This window comes from Agrococcus sp. SL85 (assembly GCF_026625845.1).
In the GTDB taxonomy this organism is placed as follows: Bacteria; Actinomycetota; Actinomycetes; order Actinomycetales; family Microbacteriaceae; genus Agrococcus.
This window is the reverse complement of sequence record NZ_CP113066.1, coordinates 1,293,491-1,312,938: the sequence shown is the minus strand read 5'-3', so window position 1 is coordinate 1,312,938 and position 19,448 is coordinate 1,293,491. Positions and strand designations below refer to the sequence as shown.

The window sequence follows — 19,448 nt, the reverse complement described above, 5'->3', positions numbered from 1 at the left end:
GTCGAGGAGGCCGCGGCGCAGCCGCTGCCGGCACGAGGCCCCGCAGGCGGCTCGGGTCTCGTGACGCGAGCGGCTCCGCCGCGCGCTCCTCGACCGACGGAGCAGGCCGCCGCGCGCTAGCCCGTCGCGAGCAGCCGCTCGCGCTCGGCCGCCACGTCGAAGTCCGCCTCGGGCCAGCGGGGGTCGATGCGCTCGAGCGCCTCGATGAGCAGCTCCTGCACCGCGAGCCGCGCGAACCACTTGCGGTCGGCGGGCACGACGTGCCAGGGCACCGCGATGCCCGTGCGCTCGATCGCGACCTCGTAGGCCTCCATGTAGGCGTCCCACTCCTGCCGCTCGTCGACGTCGCCCGGGTTGTACTTCCAGTGCTTCTCGGGCCGGTCGAGCCGCTCGAGCAGCCGGGCGCCCTGCTCCTCGCGCGAGATGTGGAGCATGACCTTCACGACCTCGATGCCGCGATCGAGGAGGCCCTGCTCGAAGGCGACGATCCGGCCGTAGCGCGACTCGACCTCCGCAGGTGCCGAGAGCCCGCGCACCCGATGGATGAGGACGTCCTCGTAGTGCGAGCGGTCGAAGACGCCGAGCATGCCCGGCCCGGGCAGGGCGCGCTCGATGCGCCACAGGAAGTCGTGCGCGCGCTCCTCCTCGGTGGGGGCCTTGAAGGCCCGGATCGCGACGCCCTGCGGATCGACCTGGCCGACCACGTGGCGCATGATGCCGCCCTTGCCGGAGGTGTCCATGCCCTGCACGATCAGCAGCGCGGCGCGCGTGCCGCCGCCGCGGCTCGCGGCGAAGAGGCGCTCCTGCAGCGCTGCGAGCCTCGCGCCGCCCTCCTCGAGCGCGGCGGCACCCTCGCGCTTCGAGCCGGCCGAGCCGGGCGTCGCCGCGGGGTCGATGTCGGCGAGGCGCACGGCGCCCGAGACGCGCAGGGCGTCGGTGAACTCGCTCATGCGCGGAGCATAGCCCTGCCCGCCGCGCGGCCGTCGGGAGGCCTCAGCGCTGCTCCGGCGGCTCGGTGCGGGGCCCCACGCCGGGCGCGAGCGCCTTGCCGATGCGCCCGTCGGCGTGCCCCGCGGGCTTCGAGGCGATGATCTGGCTGATCCACGCGAGCCGCGGATCCCGATCCACGAGCATCGTCTTCACCGCGAGCGTCGCCGGCAGCGCGAGCAGCGCGCCGACGGGCCCGAGCGCATAGGCCCACACGAGCAGCGACAGGAACGAGGTCGCGGGCGTGACGCCCACGGCGTCGCCCGCCACCTTCGGCTGGATGAGCGACTGCATCACGAAGTTGATGACGCTGAAGAGGATCGCGGTGAGCAGCGCGTTCAGCGCCCCGTTGGCGAGCAGCGCCATGAGCGTCGGCGGGATGACGCCGATGACGAAGCCGACGTTCGGGATGTAGTTCGTGACGAAGGCGAAGACCGCCCACACGAGCGCGAGCGGCACGCCGAGCAGCGTGAGCGCGACGAGGTCGAGGGCCGAGACGATGAGGCCGAAGAGCGTCGCGACCACCCAGTAGCGCTGCACGCCCGAGGCGAAGCGGTCGATGCCGCGCACGAGGCCCGGGTTGGTGGCCGCGATGCGCTGCATGCGCGCGGGCAGCTGCATCGAGTCCCACGCGAGGAAGAACACGACGACGAACAGCGTCGCGAGGAAGCCGAGCGCCGAGCCCGCGTTCGAGAGGATGCTCGTGAGCGCCGAGGTGATCGCGCTCGGGCTGAGCGCCGCCTGCAGCTGGTGCAGCGCCTCGTCCTGCGAGATGCCGAAGCCCTCGAGCCACGAGAGGGTCTCGCGGTAGAGCGCGTTGAACTCGGCCGAGTAGCCCGGCAGCTCCTGCACGAGCGACTGCACCGACCAGTAGAGCGACCAGAAGAGCGCGATGAGGAACGCGAAGACGGTCAGCATCGCCACGAGCGCCGCCACCGCCCGCGGCGCGCCGATCCGCAGCAGCCACTGCTGCAGCGGCATGACGGCGATGACGAGGTTGAACCCCAGGAACACTGGGGCGACGAACGACGCCACCTGGCTGAGCAGGATGAGCGTGGCGATCACGGCGATGATCGACAGCAGCACGATGAGCGCGCGCGGCAGCGCCCAGCGGCGGTCCTGCTCCTCGGTGACCTGCACGAGCGGCGGCTCGGGCCTGCGGCGCTGCCACGGCCAGCGCATCAGCGCACCGCCCCGTCGAGGGGCGCGGGGGCCGCGGACGCGCGACCCCGGAAGCCGGCCATGCCCTCCTGCAGCCCGAGCGCGTCGGCCAGCCGGTCGACCACGGCGACGGGCAGCGCACGCAGCGCCGGCACCGCCCGCACGAGCGGCGGCAGCGCCAGGAGCGCCCGGCGCGACTCGATCGCGGCGAGGATGCGCGTCGCGACGGCGGCGGCCGAGAGGATCGGCAGCAGCGCGGGCACCTTGGTGGTGACGCCGTCGAACATGCCGGTGTCGATGTAGTACGGCGCGACGGTGAGGGCCGTGACGGGCGATCCGGAGCGCCGCAGCTCGGCGCGCAGCGACTCCATGAAGCCGACCGCGGCGAACTTCGACGCCGCGTAGTCGGTCTGGCCCGCGACCCCGATGAAGCCCGCGGCGCTCGCGACGGTGACGACGCGGCCGGCGCCGCGCGACTCCATCGCGGGCAGCAGCGCGCGCGTGACGAGGATGGGGGCGATGGCGTTGACGCGCATCGTGCGCTCGATCTGCGCGACCTCGAGCTCGGCGAGCGGGCGGCCGGAGACGACGCCCGCGTTGTTCACGAGCACGTCGACGCCGCCGAGCTCGAGCGTGCGCCGCGCCGCCTCGGCGATCGCGTCGGCGTCGGCGAGGTCGACCCCGATCGCGGTGCCCCGGCCGCCGACCGCCTCGGCCTCGACCGCGACGCGCAGCGCCGCCGCCTCGTCGCGGTCCCAGAGCACCACGTGCGCGCCCTTCCGCGCCGCGCCGAGCGCCACGAGCCTGCCGATGCCGGAGCCGCCGCCCGTGACGACGACGACGGAGCCCGACCCGAGCGCCAGGACGGGCGCGCGGCCTCGCCGCGCGCGTCGGTCGGCGCCGCCGCGCTCAGGCGTGCTGCTGCTCGGCATCCGTGCCCCCTTCCAGGACCGCCTCCACGATGCCAGGCCGCGACTGCGAGAGGGCCCGGCGGAGGCCCGCGCGGTCGGTGACGCGCTCGAACGGCCAGCCGTAGGCGGCCGCGAGGTGCTCGAGGTCGACGTCGTGCGGGGTGCGCTGCACGCGCCGGAAGTCGTCGGGGTCGGCGGTGCCCGCCACCTCCAGCAGCTCGAAGAGCGAGCCGCCCCGGTCGTTGCCGACGACGATCTGCAGCCGGGGCCGCTCCTCCCCCGGCGGCACGAGCAGCCCGCCCGCGTCGTGGAGCAGCGCGAGGTCGCCGATCAGGAGGCGCGTCAGGCCGCCGGGCTGCTCGCGCTCGTGCGCGATCGCGACGCCCGCGGCGGTCGACACGGTGCCGTCGATGCCCGCGAGGCCGCGGTTGGCGCGCGCCGTGACCGCCTTGGGTCCCGCGTGGTCGTCGAGCTCGCGGATGAGGCGGGAGGCCGCGACGACCAGGCGGTCGTGGGGCCACGTGCGGTCCCAGACCGCGGTGACGAGGTCGCGCCGCGAGAGCGGGGTGCGGCCCTCCGCGAGCTCGGCGCGCGCGTACGCCGCGCGGGCGAGCCCGGAGTCGGGCGCGGCCTCGGCGTCTGCGGCGGCCGCGAGCTCGCGCCCCGCCGAGACCCAGCGGTCGATCCAGGCGCGGTCGACCTCCTCGGCCTCCTCGACCCGGATGCGGCCCGTGAGCACGGTCGTCGTGCCCGTGCCGCGCACGTTGTCCTGGCCCTCTCGACCGAGCACCACGACCTCGACGGCGGGATCGCGGAGGAGCGCCGTGACCGACCGCGAGAGCGTCGGGTGGCCGACGACCACCGCGCGGCGCACCTCGCCCGCGAGCCGCGCCACGACCTCCCTGCCGTGCTGCACGAGGTGCGGCCCGAAGCGCGCGCACGAGGTGGGCTCGGCGACGAGCGGAGCGCCGAGCGCCTCGGCGAGATCGACCGCGGCCGCGCCGGCGTCGGCGCCCGCGATGACGACGGTGCGCGCGGCGGCCCGCAGCGCCGACTGCGGCAGCGGCGGCCGCTCCACGCGCGCGACCGCGGGCCCCGCGGCGACGGGTCCGCCGGAGAGCGGCTCGCGGAGCGCGAGGTTCAGGCTGCACGGGGCCCGCCTCGGTGTGCGCTCCGCCCTCGCGCCACCCGAGCGCCGCGCGCACCGCGGCGACCGCGTCGGCCTCGGGGTCGACGAGCGCCTCGGCGGCGATGTCGAGCACGACGCGGGCGCCCTCGCCGAGCGCGCCCGGCTGCCGCGTGGTCTGGTTGGCGCGGATGCCCTGCAGCTCGGCGGGCCGGTCGGCCGTGATCGCGAGCAGCGGCACGTCGGCGTGGTGCGCCTCGAGGAACGCGGGCGCGAGGTTGGCGACGGCCGTGCCGCTCGTGACGACGACCGCGGCCGGTGCGCCGGTCTCGCGCGCGAGGCCGAGCGCGAGGAAGGCAGCGCTGCGCTCGTCGATGCGGACGTGGAGGGCGGCACCGCCGGAGCGCGCGGCACGGGCCGCGGCGAGGGCGATCGCCTGGGAGCGCGAGCCGGGGCAGACGACGATGTCGGCGACGCCCGCGGCGGCGAGCGCTGCGACGAGGCGGTCGGCGTAGGCGGCGGCCTGCAGCGGCTGCCCGGTGGCAGGGGCCTCGGGCGGCTGCGCCTCAGGCACGCGCCGCGGGGCCGTCGCCCGGCGTCGTGCGGTCGCTCTCGTCGGACTCGTCGTCCGACGCGGCCTCGGGCTGCTCGTCCGCGGCGTCGGGCTCGGCCTCGGCGGCGGCATCGTCGTCGGCCGCGCCCTGCTCGGGGACGGGGCGCTGCGGCCGCACGATCTCCTCGGCGTCGAGCGCGGCGAGCTGCGCCTCGAGCTCGGCGATGCGGCGGTCGGCCTCGGCGTCGGTGACGTCCTTCGAGCGGCCGAACGCGGGGTCGTCGTCGGGCGCCATGGGGCGCGCGGCGGTGCGCGGGCCCTTGCCCCACACGAGCCACGCGATCGCGCCGAGCACGGGGACGAGCACGATGAGCACGACCCAGAGCACGCGGTTCAGGCGACGGATGCGACGGTCGTCCGTCACGGTGAGGTCGACGAGCGCGTACACCATGACCACGAGGGCCAGGATCGCGCCGATGATGAGCCACCTCATAGGGATCACACTACGACGCCGACCTATGCGCCGCTCATAGGATTGATGCATGGCCCCCTCGTTGCGATACCTCGTCGTGCGCACGCTCCTGTTCCTGGTGCCGTTCGCCCTGCTCATGGTCGCGAGCGTGCCCTGGTGGCTGTCGCTGCTCGTGTCGCTCGCGTTCGCGTTCGCCGCGAGCATCGTCTTCTTCGGCCGCCTCCGGCAGGACGCCGCGGCCGACCTCCAGCGGATGCGGGAGGGCAGGCGGCGCGAGGGCGCGCGGGCCGACGACGGCGACGTCGAGGACGAGGCGCTCGGCGACGGCGATGCGGGCGAGCGCGACGCGCCCGCCGACGACCGCGCCGACGGCCACCGCGCGGACGACCGCGCCGACGACGGCCGCGCGGGCGGCACGACGGGGCGCTGAGCCGCCGCGGAGACCGAGCCCGCGCGGGCGACCGCGATGCGGCTCGGCGCTACGGCGCCGGCACGAAGCCGGCCGGACCGCCCCAGATGGCGACCGCGAGGCCGAGACCGTAGAGCAGCGCCGTGAGGCCCGTGAGGCCGAGCGCGATGATGAGGTCGCGCGCGGAGCGCGAGAGGGCCACGATGACGATCGCGGGCGCCGCGACGAGCAGCACGATGAGCACGACCGCGCCGTACGCGAGCGCGTACGAGTAGACCCAGAGGATGCCGAAGGGCACGAGCATCAGCACCGCGTACAGCGCCTTCGAGGCGCGGCGGCCGATGAGCGTCGGTACGGTGCGCTTGCCCGCGGCGCGATCCGTGTCGATGTCGCGCAGGTTGTTCGTGAGCATGAGCGCCGCCGAGAAGCAGCCCATCGCGATGCCGAGGGTGATCGCGTCGTCGGTGGCGCGCCCGATGAGCGCGTAGGTCGTGCCGACCACGGCGACCGGGCCGAAGAAGAGGAACGACACGAGCTCGCCGAGGGCGAGGTAGCCGTAGGGGCGCTTGCCGCCCGTGTACGTCCACGCCGCCACGATGCACACCGCGCCGACGAGCAGCAGCCACCAGCGCTGCGACAGCAGCACGACGACGACGCCGGCGACGGCGCCCGCCGCGAGGAAGCCGATCGCGACGTTCCGCACCGCCCTCGCCGAGGCCCTGCCTGCGCCGACGAGGCGGCCGGGGCCGACCCGGAGCGCGTCGGTGCCGCGCACGCCGTCGGCGTAGTCGTTGGCGTAGTTGACGCCGATCTGCATGCAGAGCGCGAGCGCGAGGCAGGCGAGCGCGATGCCCAGGTGGTAGCCCTCGGCGTTGAACGCCGCCGCGGTGCCGAGCGCGACGGGCGCGATCGCCATCGAGAGGGTGCGCGGCCGGGAGGCCGCGATCCAGTCGCGCCAGGTCGCTGGGGCCGGGGCGGTGCCCGCCACCTGCGCCCGCCGTGCGGGGTTGCCGGATCGCTGGTTGGTCCTCTGCGCTGCCATCGCCTCCGATGCTAGACGCGACGTCTATGGACGGCGACGCCCGCGCCGCCCATCGCGGCGCGGGCGACGGCCGGCTCAGCGCGCCGCGACCTCCTCGCGCGGGGCGGGGGCCGCGGCGGCGCGGCGGGCGACGATCCGCTGCCGCACCGCGACGACCAGGACGACCACCAGGAGGCCGTAGAGCACGATGGGGATGGGCCCCTGCACGAGCACCCCGAAGTCGCCGTTCGCGCTCATCGTCGCGTCGCGGAGGCTCGTCTCGGCGAGCGGCCCGAGCACCATGCCGATGATGAGCGGCGCGAGCGGGTAGTCGAGCGCCCGCATGACGAAGCCCAGCACGCCGATGCCGAGCAGCAGCAGCAGGTCGAACGTCGAGCCCGAGGAGGCGTAGGCGCCCAGGGCGCAGAAGACCGTGATGCCCGCGTAGAGGTAGGGCCGCGGGATGAGCAGCAGCTTCGCCCACAGCATCGCGAAGGGCAGGTTGAGCACCAGCAGCACGACCATCGCGATGAAGAAGCTCGCGAGGAGCGCCCACACGAGCTCCTGGGAGCGCTCGAAGAGCAGCGGCCCCGGCTGCAGGCCGTACTGGCGGAAGGCGGCGAGCATGATGGCCGCCGTCGCAGAGATGGGCAGGCCGAGCGCGAGCAGCGAGCCCATCGCCATGCCGGTCGTGGCGTTGCCCGCGGCCTCCGGCGCCGCGAGGCCCCGGATCGCGCCCTTGCCGAACTGCGGATCCGTGCGACGCCGGTCGAGCCGCTTCTCGAGGCCGAAGGCGAGGAACGTGGGGATCTCGGAGCCGCCGGCGGGCACGATGCCGAAGGGCAGGCCGACCGCCGTGCCGCGCGCCCAGGCGGGCGCGGCCTCGCGGAACTCCTTCCGCGAGAGCCACGGACGGCCGGAGGGGCGCAGCATGGGCTTCGTGCCGAGGTGCCGCTCGAGGCTCGCGACGTGGATGACCTCGCCGAGCGCGAGGATCGCGACGGTCACGGTCACGAGCGAGATGCCGTCGAAGAGCTGCGGCGAGCCCATCGTGAACCGCGGGGCGCCCGAGACGCCGTCGATCCCGATGACCGCGATGCCGAGGCCGAGGCACAGCGAGGCGAGGCCGCGCCGCGCGTCGTCGGTGACGACCGAGGAGGTGGCGGCGAACGCGAAGACCGCGAGCGCGAAGAACTCCGCGGGCCCGAAGCTGCTCGAGAGGTCGGCGAGCAGCGGCGCGAGGAAGACGACCGCGATCGAGGCGACGAAGCCGCCGACGAAGGCGCCGATCGCGGCGGTCGCGAGCGCCTGCGCGGCGCGGCCGCCGAGCGCCATGCGATGGCCCTCGAAGGTCGAGGCGATCGCCGAGGCCTGCCCCGGCGTGTTCATGAGGATGCCCATCGTCGAGTCGCCGAAGAGCCCGCCGAAGTAGACGCCCGCGAACATGATGAACGCCGCCGTCGGGTCGAGCGAGAACGTGACGGGCAGCAGCAGCGCCACCGCCATCGACGAGCCGAGGCCCGGCATGACGCCGACCGCGGTGCCGAGCAGGCAGCCGATGACGACGAAGAGCATGTTCTGCCACGTCAGGGCCGAGGCGAAGCCCTCGCCCAGCAGCTGCAGCGCATCCATCTCAGGACCCCCATCCGAACAGGCCCGACGGCAGCGACATGCCGAGCAGCATGTCGAAGGCGATGTAGGCGATCGAGCTCACGGCGAGGCCCGCCACGAGCGACTGGAGCGGCCGGGCGGCGCCGAAGCCGCGCGAGACGCCCCAGAAGAGCAGGCCGCCGGCGATGACCCAGCCGAGCAGCTCGAGCAGCGGCACGAAGGCCAGGAACGAGCCGACCACCCACGCGAACGAGGCCCAGTCGACGCGGACGCGCCGGGCGGGCTGCGCCGCCGGCTCGGCGGCGTCGGCCTCGGCGATGCCGGCCTCGGCGATGTCGGCCTCGCCCGGCTGCCCGGACGCCGCGACCTGCACGGCGCCCGTCGCGGGCTCCGCACGCCGCGCGCCGCGGATCGCCTCGACCGCGAGCAGCGTGGCGAGGAGGAGCAGCGCGGCGGCGATGATGCCGGGGAAGAAGCGCGGACCGGGGAACGCCGCGCTCGGCGGCACCTGCATCGTGGCCATGCCGACGAGCAGGTAGGCGGCGAAGGCCGCGAGCAGCGCGGGCATGAGCAGCCCCGCGGCGAGCCGGGCGGCGCGCGAGCGCCCCGCCCGCAGCTCGAGGTCCTCGCCGAGCACCGCCGACGCCGAGGTCGGGTTCGCCATCGACCTCACAGCCCCATCTCCTCGTACAGGCGCTCGATGCGCTCGTGCTCGTCGGCGAGGAACCGGTCGAGCTCGTCGCCCGTGATGACCCGCTCCGTCCAGCGGTAGCGCTCCATCGCGTCGGCCCACTGCGGCGTCGCGATCGACTCGAGCACGAGCTCGCGGAGGGCCGCCACCTCGTCCTCCTCGAGCCCCGGGGGCGCCGAGAGCGAGCGCCAGTTCGTGAGGGTCACGTCGTAGCCCTGCTCGGCCGCGGTCGGCAGGTCGATGCCCTCGACGGGCTCGGCCGCGACGAGCGCGAGCGCGCGCAGGCGGCCCGACTCGATCTGGTCGATGTTGTCCGGGTAGCCGCCGGCCGCCGCCTGCGCGGTGCCGTTCAGGAGCGCCTGGATCGCCTCGCCGCCGCCGTCGGAGCTGATGTAGGTCGTGTCGACGGGGTCGATGCCGGCCGCGAGCGCCAGGTCGGTGACGACGAGCTGGTCGAAGGAGCCGCCGCCGGTCCACGGCACCGCGCCGGGATCCGCCCGCCAGGCCTCCACGAGGTCGTCGAGGGTCTCGTGCGGGGAGTCGGCCGGCACGACGATGACGTCGTACTCCTCGACCATCACCGCGAGCGGCGTCACGTCGTCGAGGGTCGCCGCCGAGCCGAACTGGATCGTCGCGGCGAGGAGCCCCGTGCCGCCCACGAGCATGGTGCCGGGCTGGCCCGCGAGGGTCGCGACGTTGCCCAGGGCGATCGTGCCGCCCGCGCCCGGCATGTTGACGACCTGCACGGTGTTGACGAGGCCGTTCGCCTTCTGCGCCTGCTGCAGCTCGCGCGCGACGCCGTCCCAGCCGCCGCCCGCGGCCGCGGGCGCGACGATCGTCATCGAGGCGTGGATGTCGGAGCCGGTGGCGGCGGAGGTGGCGGAGCCCCAGCCCGCGACCCCGATCGCGGCCGCGGCGATCGCGCCGCCCGCGATCCGCGCGGCGAGCCGCCTCCGGGAGCGGCCGCCCTGGGCGTCGCCGTGGGGTGCATCGGTCGTCATCATCGCTCCTCCGAGGCGGACTCCGTCGTCGCCGCCGAAGCACTACCCTGGTGGCCGACCGGCGGCGGCGACGCCCCTCGCGGGCTTGTGCTCATAGATGCTCACGGCCGCCACGACCCTCGGAGCCCTGCATGCCCTCAGCCGACCGCGCGGCGCGGACCGTCCGCCGCGCGCTGCTCGTGCTCCCGACGCTCGTGGTGCTCCTGGCCGTCGGCGGCACCGCGCTGCTCGCCGCCTCGCTGCAGGAGCGGGCGATCCGGGAGGCCGCGGCCGAGCGGGTGCTGCAGGTCGCCTCGAGCCTCGCGGGCCTGCGCGAGGTGCGCGCCGCGCTCGCCGACGTCGTCGACGCGGGGCGGCCGGGCGCGCTCGCCGACGCGGCCGCCCTCGCCCCGGCGACCGAGGCGCTGCAGCCCCTCGCCGACCTCGCCGAGGGCACCTCCGGCGTGTACTACGTCGTCATCACCGACGACGAGGGCGTGCGGATCACGCACCCCGACGAGCGCGAGCGCGGCGTGCAGGTGTCGACGACGAACGCCTCGGTGCTCGCGGGCGAGCCCTTCGTCGGCACCGAGACCGGCGCCTCCGGCGCTTCGCTGCGCGCGAAGCTGCCCGTGCAGGGCGACGACGGCCGCGTGGTCGGCATGGTCGCCGTCGGCGTGCTCGAGTCGAGCCTCTCGGACGACCGCGACGCCGCGCTGGCGCAGCTGCTGCCGTGGGCGCTCGGCGCGCTCGTGGTGGGCACGCTCGCGAGGCTCCGCGATCGCTGCGGCCGTCGAGCGCCGCCTGCGTCGCGCCGACGACCTCGCGGCCGAGCACGAGCAGACGCGGCGGATCGCGGGGGCGCTGCGCGAGCAGTCGCACGAGTTCGGCACGCGCCTCCACGTCGTGCACGGCCTCGTCTCGGCCGGCGCCGCGCAGGACGCGCTCGACTACATCGACGGGATCGTGCCCGTGCTCGCGCTCGAGCGCGAGGACGAGGGCGGCAGGACCGCGGCGCTCGCGGGCGCGGTGCAGGGCCTGCGCGCCGAACTCGTGGCGACGGGCACGCACCTCGCGCTCGAGGCGAAGGAGGGCCTCGAGGTCGACGAGGACGTGGTGCTGTGCATCGCGAACCTGTGCCGCAACGCCGCCGAGGCCGGCGCGGGCCGCGTGCGCTGCGCCGTCGAGCAGGTGGGCGACCGGCTCCGCGCGGTCGTCGACGACGACGGCCCCGGCATCGCGCCGCAGGACGCCGAGCGGGTGTTCGAGCGCGGGCGCTCGACGAAGGCCGACCCCTCCGGCCTCGGCCGGGGCATCGGCCTCGACCTCGTGCGGAGGGTCGTCACCGCGCGCGACGGCGCCGTGACGCTCTCGCGCTCGCCGCTCGGCGGCGCCCGCTTCGAGCTCGAGATGGCCGCCCGGTGAGCGCGCACGACGGGGCGCGCGGCGACGCCCGCGACGGCGGGCCCGTGCGCGTGCTGGTCGTCGACGACGACCCGGGGGCCCGCGCCCTCCACCGCCGCTTCGTCGCCGCGGCCGAGGGCTTCGCGGTCATCGGCACCGCCGCCACCGGCGAGGAGGCGCTCGCGCGCTGCGCGGGCGGCGTCGACCTCGTGCTGCTCGACATGCGCCTGCCCGACATCAGCGGCGTCGAGGTGCTGCACCGGCTGCGCACGCTCGCGGGCGAGGGCCCGGACGTGCTCGTCATCAGCTCCTCCCGCGACCGCGTGACCGTGCGCCAGGCGATCGCCGCGCGCGTCGCGGGCTACCTGGTGAAGCCCTTCACCGAGGAGGTGCTGCACCGCAGGCTCGCCGCCTACGCGCACGAGCGCCGGGCCCGCGCGCGGCTCGAGCGCGAGCAGCCGCTCGCCCAGGGCGAGATCGACCGCCTGCTCACGACCGGCGGCATCCGGGTGCAGGCCCCTGCCCGGCAGGGCGAGCCGCGCACCGCGCCGGAGCCGCTGCCGAAGGGCCTCGCGCCCGTGACGCTCGAGCGCATCCTCGCGGCGCTCAGCCCCACCGCGCTCGCGTCGGCGGCCGAGGTCGCCGAGGCCTCGGGCACCTCGCGCGCCACCGCCAGGCGCTACCTCGACCACCTCGTCGCCGTCGGCGCGATCGACCTCGCGCACCGCTACGGGCGCCGCGGCCGGCCGCAGGTGCTGTACCGGCTCGCGCCCCGGCCCGAAGCCTGAGCGCGCCGGGGCCGCCCGCGGCCGCCCGCGGCCTCAGCCGAAGAGGCCGCGCCGGCGCCGCTCGTTCGTGCGGCTCGCGACGAGCTTCTGCAGGCGCTTGCGGTCGGGCTTCCCGGAGGCCGTCGTCGGCATCACCGAGACCGTGACCAGGTGGTTGGGGCGCGCGGGCTTGCCGAGCGCGTTGCCGACGGCGGCGCGGATCTCGGCGAGCGAGGGCTTCAGCGTCGTCACGACCGCCGGCACCTCGCCCCACTCCGGGTGCGGGGCCGCGACGACCACCGCGTCCGGCGCGAACACCTGCACGACGTGCTCGACCGAGGCGAGCGAGATCTTCACGCCGCCGGAGATGATGACGTCGTCGATGCGGCCGGAGACCTGCAGGGTGCCGCCGATGAGCGAGCCGGCGTCGCCCGTGCGGTACCAGCGCACGCCGCCGCCGTCGGTGATGAAGCGCCGGGCCGTGAGCTCGGCGTCCTCGTAGCCGTCCGCGAGCTGCGGGCCCGCGATCTCGATCTGGTCGGTGAGCCGGATCTTCACGTCGCGGAGCGGCCTGCCGTCCCACACGCAGCCGCCCACGGTCTCGGTCGCGCCGTAGGTGCGCGTGACCCGCCAGCCGAGCCGCGCGGCGCGCTCGATGAGCCCGAGCGGCGCGCGCTGGCCGCCCAGCAGGATCCGGTCGAGGCGCGCGATCGGGCCGATGAACGAGCGGTCGAGCTGCGCCGCGTCGACGAGCCGCGCGAGCTGCGTCGGCACGAGCGAGGTGAAGGTGCGGTCGTGCTCGAGCTGGTGCACGGCCTCCACGAAGGCCTCGGCGGTGAACGAGCCGGCGGTGCGCACGAGCGGCGCCCCCGATGCCTCGTTGCGCCAGATCACGTTCTTGCCTGCGATGTACTGCTCGGGCAGGGCGAGCACCCACTGCCCGGGCCCGCCGAGCCGCTCGTTGGCGGCGTCGGTCGAGGCCTGCACGGCCTCCTCCGAGATGACGACGCGCTTGGGCGTGCCGCTCGACCCGCTCGTCTCGACGACGATCGGCATGCGCTCCACCTCCTCGTGCGTCAGTACTGCCATGGGAACGGCGACCAGTCCGGCTCCCGCTTCTCGAGGAACGCGTCGCGCCCCTCGACCGCCTCGTCGGTGCCGTAGGCGAGGCGCGTCGCCTCGCCCGCGAACACCTGCTGGCCCACCATGCCGTCGTCGACGGCGTTGAAGGCGAACTTCAGCATCCGGATCGCCGTCGGGCTCTTCGTGAGGATCTCGCGCGCCCAGTCGAGCGCGGTCGCCTCGAGCTCGTCGTGCGGCACCGCCGCGTTGATCGCGCCGGCCTGCAGCGCGCGCTCGGCCGAGTACTCGCGGGCGAGGAAGAAGACCTCGCGCGCGAACTTCTGCCCCGTCTGGCGCGCCATGTAGGCCGAGCCGTAGCCCGCGTCGAACGAGCCGACGTCGGCGTCGGTCTGCTTGAAGCGGCCGTGCTCGAGGCTCGCGATCGTGAGGTCGCAGACGACGTGCAGCGAGTGGCCGCCGCCCGCGGCCCAGCCGGGCACGACCGCGATGACGACCTTCGGCATGAAGCGGATGAGGCGCTGCACCTCGAGGATGTGGAGGCGGCCGGAGCGCGCCTGGTCGATCGAGTCGGCCGTCTCGCCCTCCGCGTAGCGGTAGCCGTCGCGGCCGCGGATGCGCTGGTCGCCGCCCGAGCAGAACGCCCAGCCGCCGTCCTTCGGGCTCGGGCCGTTGCCGGTGAGCAGCACGACGCCGATGCGCGGATCCTGGCGCACGTCGTCGAGGGCCCGGTGGAGCTCGTCGACCGTGCGCGGACGGAAGGCGTTCCGCACCTCCGGGCGGTCGAAGGCGACGCGCGCGATGCGGCCGTCGCGGCTCCTGTGGAGCGTGATGTCCTCGTACCCGGGCGCCGCGTCCGCCCACTCGGCGGGGTCGAACAGGGGCGAGATCGTCACCCTCGCAAGCCTAGTCGCGAGCGCCATGCTCGGCCTGGGCGCGCCGCGTCCTCGAGCGCGCGCGAGCCCTACGGCGTGCAGGCCTCGCCGTCGCCGGCACCCCAGGCACCCGCCGGCGCGCCCGGCGGGAAGCAGGTCCAGTCACGCGCCTCGCCGCCCTCGCCCGTGGAGAGCTGGAGGCCGACGTCGACCCAGGACGCGGTCGAGGGATCGCTCGGGTCGATGAGCGACACCGTCGCCGCGAGCTGGAGGCCGAGGACGCCGTCGAGGTCGCTGCGGCCCTGCACGTAGACCTGCTCCACCTGCGGCACCGCGCCCGGGGCGGCGAGCACGCCCGGGCACTCGCCCGAGGCCGCGCACCCGGCCGCGATCCGCTCCGCGAGCGAGCGCGCCTCGGCCTCGACGTCGGGGCGCAGGCTCGTCTCCAGGTACATGTCGGTCATCGTCGCCGGGTCGCCGTCGACCCGCACCTCCGCCGCGCGCACCGTCACCACCCCGCTGTCGACGCCCGTCACCTCGTAGACGCCGGGGTAGAGCAGCAGCGGGCCCGCGGGGAGCGGCACGCCGCCGATCGCCGCCATCTGGGTCGCGTCGTAGTGCTCGACGCGCTCGACGAGCGGAGTGGTGATGCGCCACCCGCCGCCCTCGCGCTCCGCCTCGAGGGTGCGCTGCAGGTCGGAGCGCGCGACCCGGTAGCCGAGCTCGACGCGGCCCTCGTCGCCGTCGATGAGCACCATCGAGACGCTGGGCTCGGCGAGCGGCGTGCCGGCCGCGAGCACGGCGTCGACGAGCAGGTCGGCACCCGACGAGGGCGGCGCGACGAGCGCGGCAGCGTCGAGCGCGCGCCCCTCGGCGATCGCCGTGGCGTAGTCGAGCGCGGCCTGCTCGAGGCTCGAGCGGTCGGCGGCCGCGGCGGCGCGCTCGGCGATCTCGATGCCGCCCGGCAGGAGCGCGCCCGCGACGACACCCGCGGCGCCGACGGCGGCGAGCGCCCGCAGCGAGAACCCGCGGCCGCCGCGCGCGGGCGCCTCCCGCGCCCCGCGGACGGGCGCGTCGGCGACGACGCGCGAGGGCGCCTCGAGGCTCGGCGCGGGCGGCGGGCCCAGCGGCTCCGGCGGCATCTCGAACTCGGGCATCCCGCCGCCGGATGCGCCGCGGCCGGCCTCGCGCTCCGCCCCGCTCACGGCGCGACCGCGCACGGCACGAAGGGCGGCGCGGCCTGCTCGTCGCGCAGCGTCGGGTTCGTGCACTCCCACACGACCTCGCCGTCCTCCGCGGTGGCCGCGCGCACGCCCATCCGCAGCTCCGTGAGCCCCGACGCGCTGCTGCGGAGCGCCAGCAGGTCGGCCTGCATCGTCACGCTCCCGTCGGCGCCGAGGTCGAGGAGGCTCATGGAGCCCTGCTCGGCGAGGGCGCCGTCTGCGATCGGGCAGGAGCCGGCCAGCTGGCACGCCTCGAAGTGGGCGCGCGAGCGCTCGAACGCCTCCGGGAACGGCACAGAGCCCACGACGATCGGCACCTCGGGCGCGACGACGGGCGTGCGCGGGTCGCCGTCGACCGGGAGCGCCATCGGCTCCGTGGCCCACAGCGCTCGCTCGACCGCGTCGGTGCGGTAGACGCCGGGGTAGAGCAGGCGACCTGCTTCCACCACCTCGACACCCGCGATCGTGGGCCGCAGGCCCATGATCTGCGCGGGATCGAGCGCGATGGGCTCGGCGAGCGAGGTCACGAGCGCCCAGCCCTCGGCGCGGCGCTCGGCCTCGAGCGTGCGCCCCACGGGACCGGAGGTCGAGCGGTACGCGAGCTCGACGCGCGCTGCGTCTCCCTCGACCTCGACCGCGACGACCTCGGCCTCGGCGATCCGGTCGGCGGCACCGAGCACCGCGTCGACGAGCAGGGAGGCGTCCCCGACCACGGGGACGAGGGCCGTCGCCTCCTCGGCGCGCCCATCCTCGAGGGCACCGACGTAGGCGAGCGTCGCCTCGGTGAGCGCCGCGACGTCGGCCTCGGCCGCGCGGCGCTCCAGGTCCTGGGTGACGGCGGCGGAGCCCGCGACGATCGCGATCGCCGCGACGGCCGCGACGCCGACGACCAGCCGCCTCCGGCCGCGGCGGCGCTCCTGGCGCTCGTCGCCGCGCCCGGCCCCGTCGAGCCCGGCGTCGCCCGTCGGCGCGCCGACCGCGGCGCCGTCGTGCGGACCGTCGCCCCCGGGCTCGCCGGACGTCGCCGGCACGCGCTCCGGCGGCATCTCGAACTCGGGCATCGACGACGACACCCCGCCATCATCGCGCGCCGGGCGCGCGAGGTCGAGCGACGCGCGGAACCGCGCTCCGCATCGCTCAGGCCGAGGTCGAGAGCGCCTCGAGGAAGCCCCACAGGAAGGTCGACGCCGCGCCGAAGAGCACGAGCGTCGCGAGGCCCAGCGCCGCGCCGAACGCGCCCGTGCGGCGCCCGCGGGGCGAGGTGAGCGACAGCGCGCCGCACACGACGGCGCACAGGCCCACCGCCACCGCGGTCACGAGCACCGCGACGAGCACGGGCAGCTCGCCCGGCCGCGGGGCGAACGTGTAGCTCAGCTGCTGCACGAGCGAGACGCCCTGCAGCACCACCGCCGCCAGCAGCAGCCACAGCGAGAGCGGGCCGAGGCGGGCGCGGTCGAGGCGTCGGAGCACGGCGGTCATCCGGCGATCGTACGAGCGGCGGCGCGGCCCGCACGACGACGCCGCGGCGTGTCAGCCGCAGGAGCGCGGCGATCGCGGGAGCCGCATCAGCCGCAGGAGACGGCGTCCTCGAGCGCGAGCGCGCATCGAAGGGACTCGAACGTCGACAGGTCGGGGCTCATCCGGCCGACCACGAGCATCGAGGTCGCCACGTCGCCCTGCACGATCGGCACCTCCACCGCGATCTCGCCCGCCGGTCCCGCGCGCGGCGTCACGACGGGATCCGGGATCGACGCGGGGTCGAGGCCCGCCGGCAGCGCGCAGCCGCGCGACGCCTCGCAGGCCTCCAGCCGGCGGATCGCGGCCGCCCGAAGCTGCGCGAGCGCGTCTTCGGTGAGCGAGGGCCGCAGGTCCAGCGCGACCGTCGAGCGCGCGTCGCCGTCGACCTCGAAGACCTGCCCCGGCATCGTCACGAGCGCAGTCTCGATGGGCGCCGCGCGATGCACGCCCGGCAGGAGCAGCAGCGTGCGGGTCGCGGGCACGACCGCGATCGCGTCCACCTGCACCGGCACCGGGAGCGCCGCGGCGATCGGCACCTGCTCGCCGAGCGTGCGCTGCATCCGCCAGGCGCCGTCGGCGTAGACGAGGTCGAGCGGACGCAGCACCGTGCGGTCGCCCACCACGTAGGCCACGTCGACGCGCGCCGTGCCGTCGCCGAGCCTCGCGGCGACGACGCGCGGGCTCCGGATCCGGCCCTCCTCGTCGATCGAGCTCGGCGGCGCGGCGGCGCGCTCGGCCGACGAGAGGAGGCCGAGCGACGCCGCCTCGTCGTCGCCCGCCGCGATCGCCCGGAGGTGCGAGGCGGCGGCCTCCCGAGCCGCCGCCTCCGACCGCGGCCCCGTCTGCTGCGCGATCCCCTGGACGCCGAGCGTGCCCACGACGCCGAGCAGCAGCGCCACGAGCGCGACCACGAGGTGCGAGCGACCGAGCCGCCGCTCGGCGGCCGCCTCCACCCAGCGGCGTCGCGGCGCGCCGCCCGCATCCCCGGGGGCCGCCCCGGTGCGATCCCCGGGCATCCGGAACTGCGGCATCTCCGCCATGCGATCAGGATGCCACCGCGGGGCCTCCCGCGGGCCGAGGTTTCGCCCGGCGCGGGCTCAGCGCAGGATGCCGAGCGCGAAGCCGATCACGAGGAACAGCACCGGGTTCGAGATCACGACGAGGCCGGCCGAGATCGACGCGAGCGTGACGTTGGCCGCGCCGCGGCGGGCGGCGGCCATGATCGCGAAGGCGATCGCGAGCAGCGTGACGATGCCCCACACGGGCAGCAACCACACGACGAGGCTCGAGAGGCCCCAGGTGGCGACCGCGAAGCAGAGCAGGAAGAGCCCGCCGCAGAGGATCGCCGCGACGAGCGCGAGCACGCCCCACACGACGCTGCGACGGCGGCCGGGCGCCTGCCGCGTCTCGATCACCCAGGGGAGCTCCACGCCGCCATCATGGCAGGGCCGCGCTCGGGATCCGGGCGGGTGCCCGGGAGCGGAGCGCGGCGAGGGCGCGGAGCGCCTCCGGATGCGCTCGAGGCCGACAGGCGGGCCGGGGACTCGCGCGGGCACAGGCCCGCCGAGGACTCGCGCGGGCGCAGGCCAGCCGGGACTCGCGCGGGCGCAGCGGCGCGCCTCCGACGCTCCCGAGCCGCCCTCGGCCGCGCGTGGGAGCATGGCCGCGTGGACCTCGACCTCGAGCGGCTCGCCGACCGCATGCACGTCGTCTCCCTGCCGCTCGCGACGCGGTTCCGCGGCGTCGAGGAGCGCGAGGTGGCGCTCTTCTCGGGCCCGGCCGGCTGGGGCGAGTGGAGCCCGTTCCTCGAGTACCCGCCCGTCGAGGCCGCGCGCTGGCTGCGGGCCGCGCTGGAGGACGCCGAGCTCGAGCGTCCTGCCCAGGTGCGCTCGTCGGTGCCCGTCAACGCGACGCTCCCCGCGGTCGAGCCGGCTCGCGTGGCCGACGTGCTCGCGCGCTACGACGGCTGCCGCACCGTGAAGGCGAAGGTCGCCGAGCGCGGCCAGACGCTCGCCGACGACGTCGCGCGCATCGCCGAGGTGCGGTCGCTGCTGCCGGATGCGCGCATCCGCGTCGACGCGAACGGCGGCTGGGGCGTCGACGAGGCCGAGACCGCCATCCGCGCCCTCGAGCGCTTCGACCTCGAGTACGTCGAGCAGCCGTGCGCGACCGTGCCGGAGCTCGCGGAGCTGCGCCGGCGCATCCATCGCCTCGGCATCCCGGTCGCCGCCGACGAGTCGGTCCGGCGGGCCGAGGATCCGCTGCTCGTGGCACGGGCGGGCGCGGCCGACATCCTGGTGGTGAAGGCGCAGCCGCTCGGCGGCGTGCGGGCGGCGCTCGCGATCGTGGCGGAGGCGGGGCTGCCGGCGGTCGTGTCGTCGGCGCTCGACTCGAGCGTCGGGCTGTCGATGGGTGCGGCGCTCGCCGCGTCGCTGCCCTCGCTGCCGCACGACTGCGGGCTCGGCACCGGCGCGCTCCTCGCCGCCGACGTCGCATCGTCGCCGCTCGTACCGGTGGCGGGTGCCGTCTCCCCCGCGCGCGTGGCGCCGGACCCCGCGCTGCTCGCGGCCCACGCCGCGAGCCCCGAGCGCACCGCCGCCTGGCGCGCCCGCCTCGCCGCCGCCCTCCCCCACCTCTGATCCACTCAACGTCTCTGCGC

20 protein-coding genes and 2 pseudogenes are annotated in these 19,448 nt (G+C 76.1%); 5 read left to right on the top strand and 17 right to left on the bottom strand.

The window, feature by feature from the left end; genetic code table 11:
• Window positions 1-116: 116 nt before the first annotated feature.
• The 6 genes and pseudogenes from OVA14_RS06440 to OVA14_RS06415 all read right to left on the bottom strand — a co-directional run bounded on the left by OVA14_RS06440 (window position 117) and on the right by OVA14_RS06415 (window position 5,231).
• Window positions 117-950, bottom strand: a complete 834-nt coding sequence (locus tag OVA14_RS06440) for a PPK2 family polyphosphate kinase (RefSeq protein WP_267505415.1) — start codon at window positions 948-950, stop codon at window positions 117-119.
• 43 nt (window positions 951-993) lie between these two features.
• Window positions 994-2,169 carry an AI-2E family transporter gene (locus tag OVA14_RS06435; RefSeq protein ID WP_267505414.1) on the bottom strand — a complete coding sequence of 392 codons (1,176 nt, stop codon included), beginning with the start codon at window positions 2,167-2,169 and terminating at the stop codon, window positions 994-996.
• Complete coding sequence (locus tag OVA14_RS06430; RefSeq protein ID WP_267505413.1) at window positions 2,169-3,080, bottom strand: SDR family NAD(P)-dependent oxidoreductase; 912 nt, start codon at window positions 3,078-3,080, stop codon at window positions 2,169-2,171. Before OVA14_RS06430 ends, OVA14_RS06435 begins: the two co-directional genes overlap by 1 nt.
• A complete protein-coding gene (locus OVA14_RS06425; protein WP_267505412.1) occupies window positions 3,058-4,137 on the bottom strand; it encodes a 2-succinyl-5-enolpyruvyl-6-hydroxy-3-cyclohexene-1-carboxylate synthase in 1,080 nt (359 codons plus the stop codon). The genes OVA14_RS06430 and OVA14_RS06425 overlap by 23 nt, the downstream gene beginning before the upstream one ends.
• Window positions 4,138-4,423: 286 nt before the next feature.
• Window positions 4,424-4,870: pseudogene (locus OVA14_RS06420) on the bottom strand (thiamine pyrophosphate-binding protein); the annotation flags it as partial.
• Window positions 4,752-5,231, bottom strand: a complete 480-nt coding sequence (locus tag OVA14_RS06415) for a PLDc N-terminal domain-containing protein (protein WP_267505411.1) — start codon at window positions 5,229-5,231, stop codon at window positions 4,752-4,754. The pseudogene OVA14_RS06420 and the gene OVA14_RS06415, both read right to left, overlap by 119 nt.
• 49 nt (window positions 5,232-5,280) lie before the next feature.
• On the opposite strand from OVA14_RS06415, the gene OVA14_RS06410 reads away from it, so the two are divergent.
• Entirely contained in the window at window positions 5,281-5,640 is a 360-nt protein-coding gene (locus OVA14_RS06410) for a DUF4229 domain-containing protein (protein ID WP_267505410.1), read from the top strand.
• A 49-nt stretch (window positions 5,641-5,689) separates the two neighbouring features.
• Here the strand turns inward: OVA14_RS06410 and OVA14_RS06405 are convergent, their stop codons facing one another.
• The 4 genes from OVA14_RS06405 to OVA14_RS06390 all read right to left on the bottom strand — a co-directional run bounded on the left by OVA14_RS06405 (window position 5,690) and on the right by OVA14_RS06390 (window position 9,943).
• Window positions 5,690-6,661: a 1,4-dihydroxy-2-naphthoate polyprenyltransferase gene (locus OVA14_RS06405; protein ID WP_267505409.1), complete on the bottom strand. Its 972-nt coding sequence runs from the start codon at window positions 6,659-6,661 to the stop codon at window positions 5,690-5,692.
• Between the two features lie 75 nt (window positions 6,662-6,736).
• Window positions 6,737-8,272 carry a tripartite tricarboxylate transporter permease gene (locus OVA14_RS06400; RefSeq protein ID WP_267505408.1) on the bottom strand — a complete coding sequence of 512 codons (1,536 nt, stop codon included), beginning with the start codon at window positions 8,270-8,272 and terminating at the stop codon, window positions 6,737-6,739.
• A gap of 1 nt (window position 8,273) precedes the next feature.
• Window positions 8,274-8,915: a tripartite tricarboxylate transporter TctB family protein gene (locus tag OVA14_RS06395; RefSeq protein ID WP_267505407.1), complete on the bottom strand. Its 642-nt coding sequence runs from the start codon at window positions 8,913-8,915 to the stop codon at window positions 8,274-8,276.
• Between the two features lie 5 nt (window positions 8,916-8,920).
• Entirely contained in the window at window positions 8,921-9,943 is a 1,023-nt protein-coding gene (locus OVA14_RS06390; RefSeq protein WP_267505406.1) for a tripartite tricarboxylate transporter substrate binding protein, read from the bottom strand.
• A gap of 131 nt (window positions 9,944-10,074) precedes the next feature.
• Here OVA14_RS06390 and OVA14_RS06385 point away from each other — a divergent pair.
• From OVA14_RS06385 to OVA14_RS06375, 3 genes and pseudogenes are all read left to right on the top strand, one after another.
• A pseudogene (locus tag OVA14_RS06385) lies at window positions 10,075-10,566 on the top strand (histidine kinase); the annotation flags it as partial.
• A gap of 262 nt (window positions 10,567-10,828) precedes the next feature.
• Window positions 10,829-11,347, top strand: a complete 519-nt coding sequence (locus OVA14_RS06380; protein ID WP_267505513.1) for a sensor histidine kinase — start codon at window positions 10,829-10,831, stop codon at window positions 11,345-11,347.
• The gene (locus OVA14_RS06375) at window positions 11,344-12,114 is read left to right on the top strand and encodes a response regulator (protein ID WP_267505512.1); all 771 of its coding nucleotides are present in this window, start codon (window positions 11,344-11,346) and stop codon (window positions 12,112-12,114) included. The genes OVA14_RS06380 and OVA14_RS06375 overlap by 4 nt, the downstream gene beginning before the upstream one ends.
• 33 nt (window positions 12,115-12,147) lie before the next feature.
• Here the strand turns inward: OVA14_RS06375 and OVA14_RS06370 are convergent, their stop codons facing one another.
• From OVA14_RS06370 to OVA14_RS06340, 7 genes are all read right to left on the bottom strand, one after another.
• Entirely contained in the window at window positions 12,148-13,182 is a 1,035-nt protein-coding gene (locus OVA14_RS06370) for an AMP-binding protein (protein WP_267505405.1), read from the bottom strand.
• Window positions 13,170-14,096, bottom strand: coding sequence for a 1,4-dihydroxy-2-naphthoyl-CoA synthase (locus OVA14_RS06365; protein WP_420710626.1), 927 nt, complete (start codon window positions 14,094-14,096; stop codon window positions 13,170-13,172). The genes OVA14_RS06370 and OVA14_RS06365 overlap by 13 nt, the downstream gene beginning before the upstream one ends.
• A gap of 41 nt (window positions 14,097-14,137) precedes the next feature.
• On the bottom strand, window positions 14,138-15,205 hold the full coding sequence (locus OVA14_RS06360; RefSeq protein ID WP_267505403.1) for a hypothetical protein: 1,068 nt from the start codon (window positions 15,203-15,205) through the stop codon (window positions 14,138-14,140).
• 44 nt (window positions 15,206-15,249) lie between these two features.
• A complete protein-coding gene (locus OVA14_RS06355; protein WP_267505402.1) occupies window positions 15,250-16,344 on the bottom strand; it encodes a hypothetical protein in 1,095 nt (364 codons plus the stop codon).
• A 64-nt stretch (window positions 16,345-16,408) separates the two neighbouring features.
• Complete coding sequence (locus OVA14_RS06350) at window positions 16,409-16,750, bottom strand: hypothetical protein (RefSeq protein WP_267505401.1); 342 nt, start codon at window positions 16,748-16,750, stop codon at window positions 16,409-16,411.
• 86 nt (window positions 16,751-16,836) lie between these two features.
• Window positions 16,837-17,829 (bottom strand): hypothetical protein, encoded by a 993-nt coding sequence (locus OVA14_RS06345; protein ID WP_267505400.1) that lies wholly within the window; start codon window positions 17,827-17,829, stop codon window positions 16,837-16,839.
• Between the two features lie 57 nt (window positions 17,830-17,886).
• A complete protein-coding gene (locus OVA14_RS06340; protein ID WP_267505399.1) occupies window positions 17,887-18,219 on the bottom strand; it encodes a hypothetical protein in 333 nt (110 codons plus the stop codon).
• A 237-nt stretch (window positions 18,220-18,456) separates the two neighbouring features.
• Between OVA14_RS06340 and OVA14_RS06335 the strand changes: the two genes are divergently transcribed.
• A complete protein-coding gene (locus OVA14_RS06335) occupies window positions 18,457-19,428 on the top strand; it encodes an o-succinylbenzoate synthase (RefSeq protein WP_267505398.1) in 972 nt (323 codons plus the stop codon).
• Window positions 19,429-19,448 lie beyond the last annotated feature (20 nt).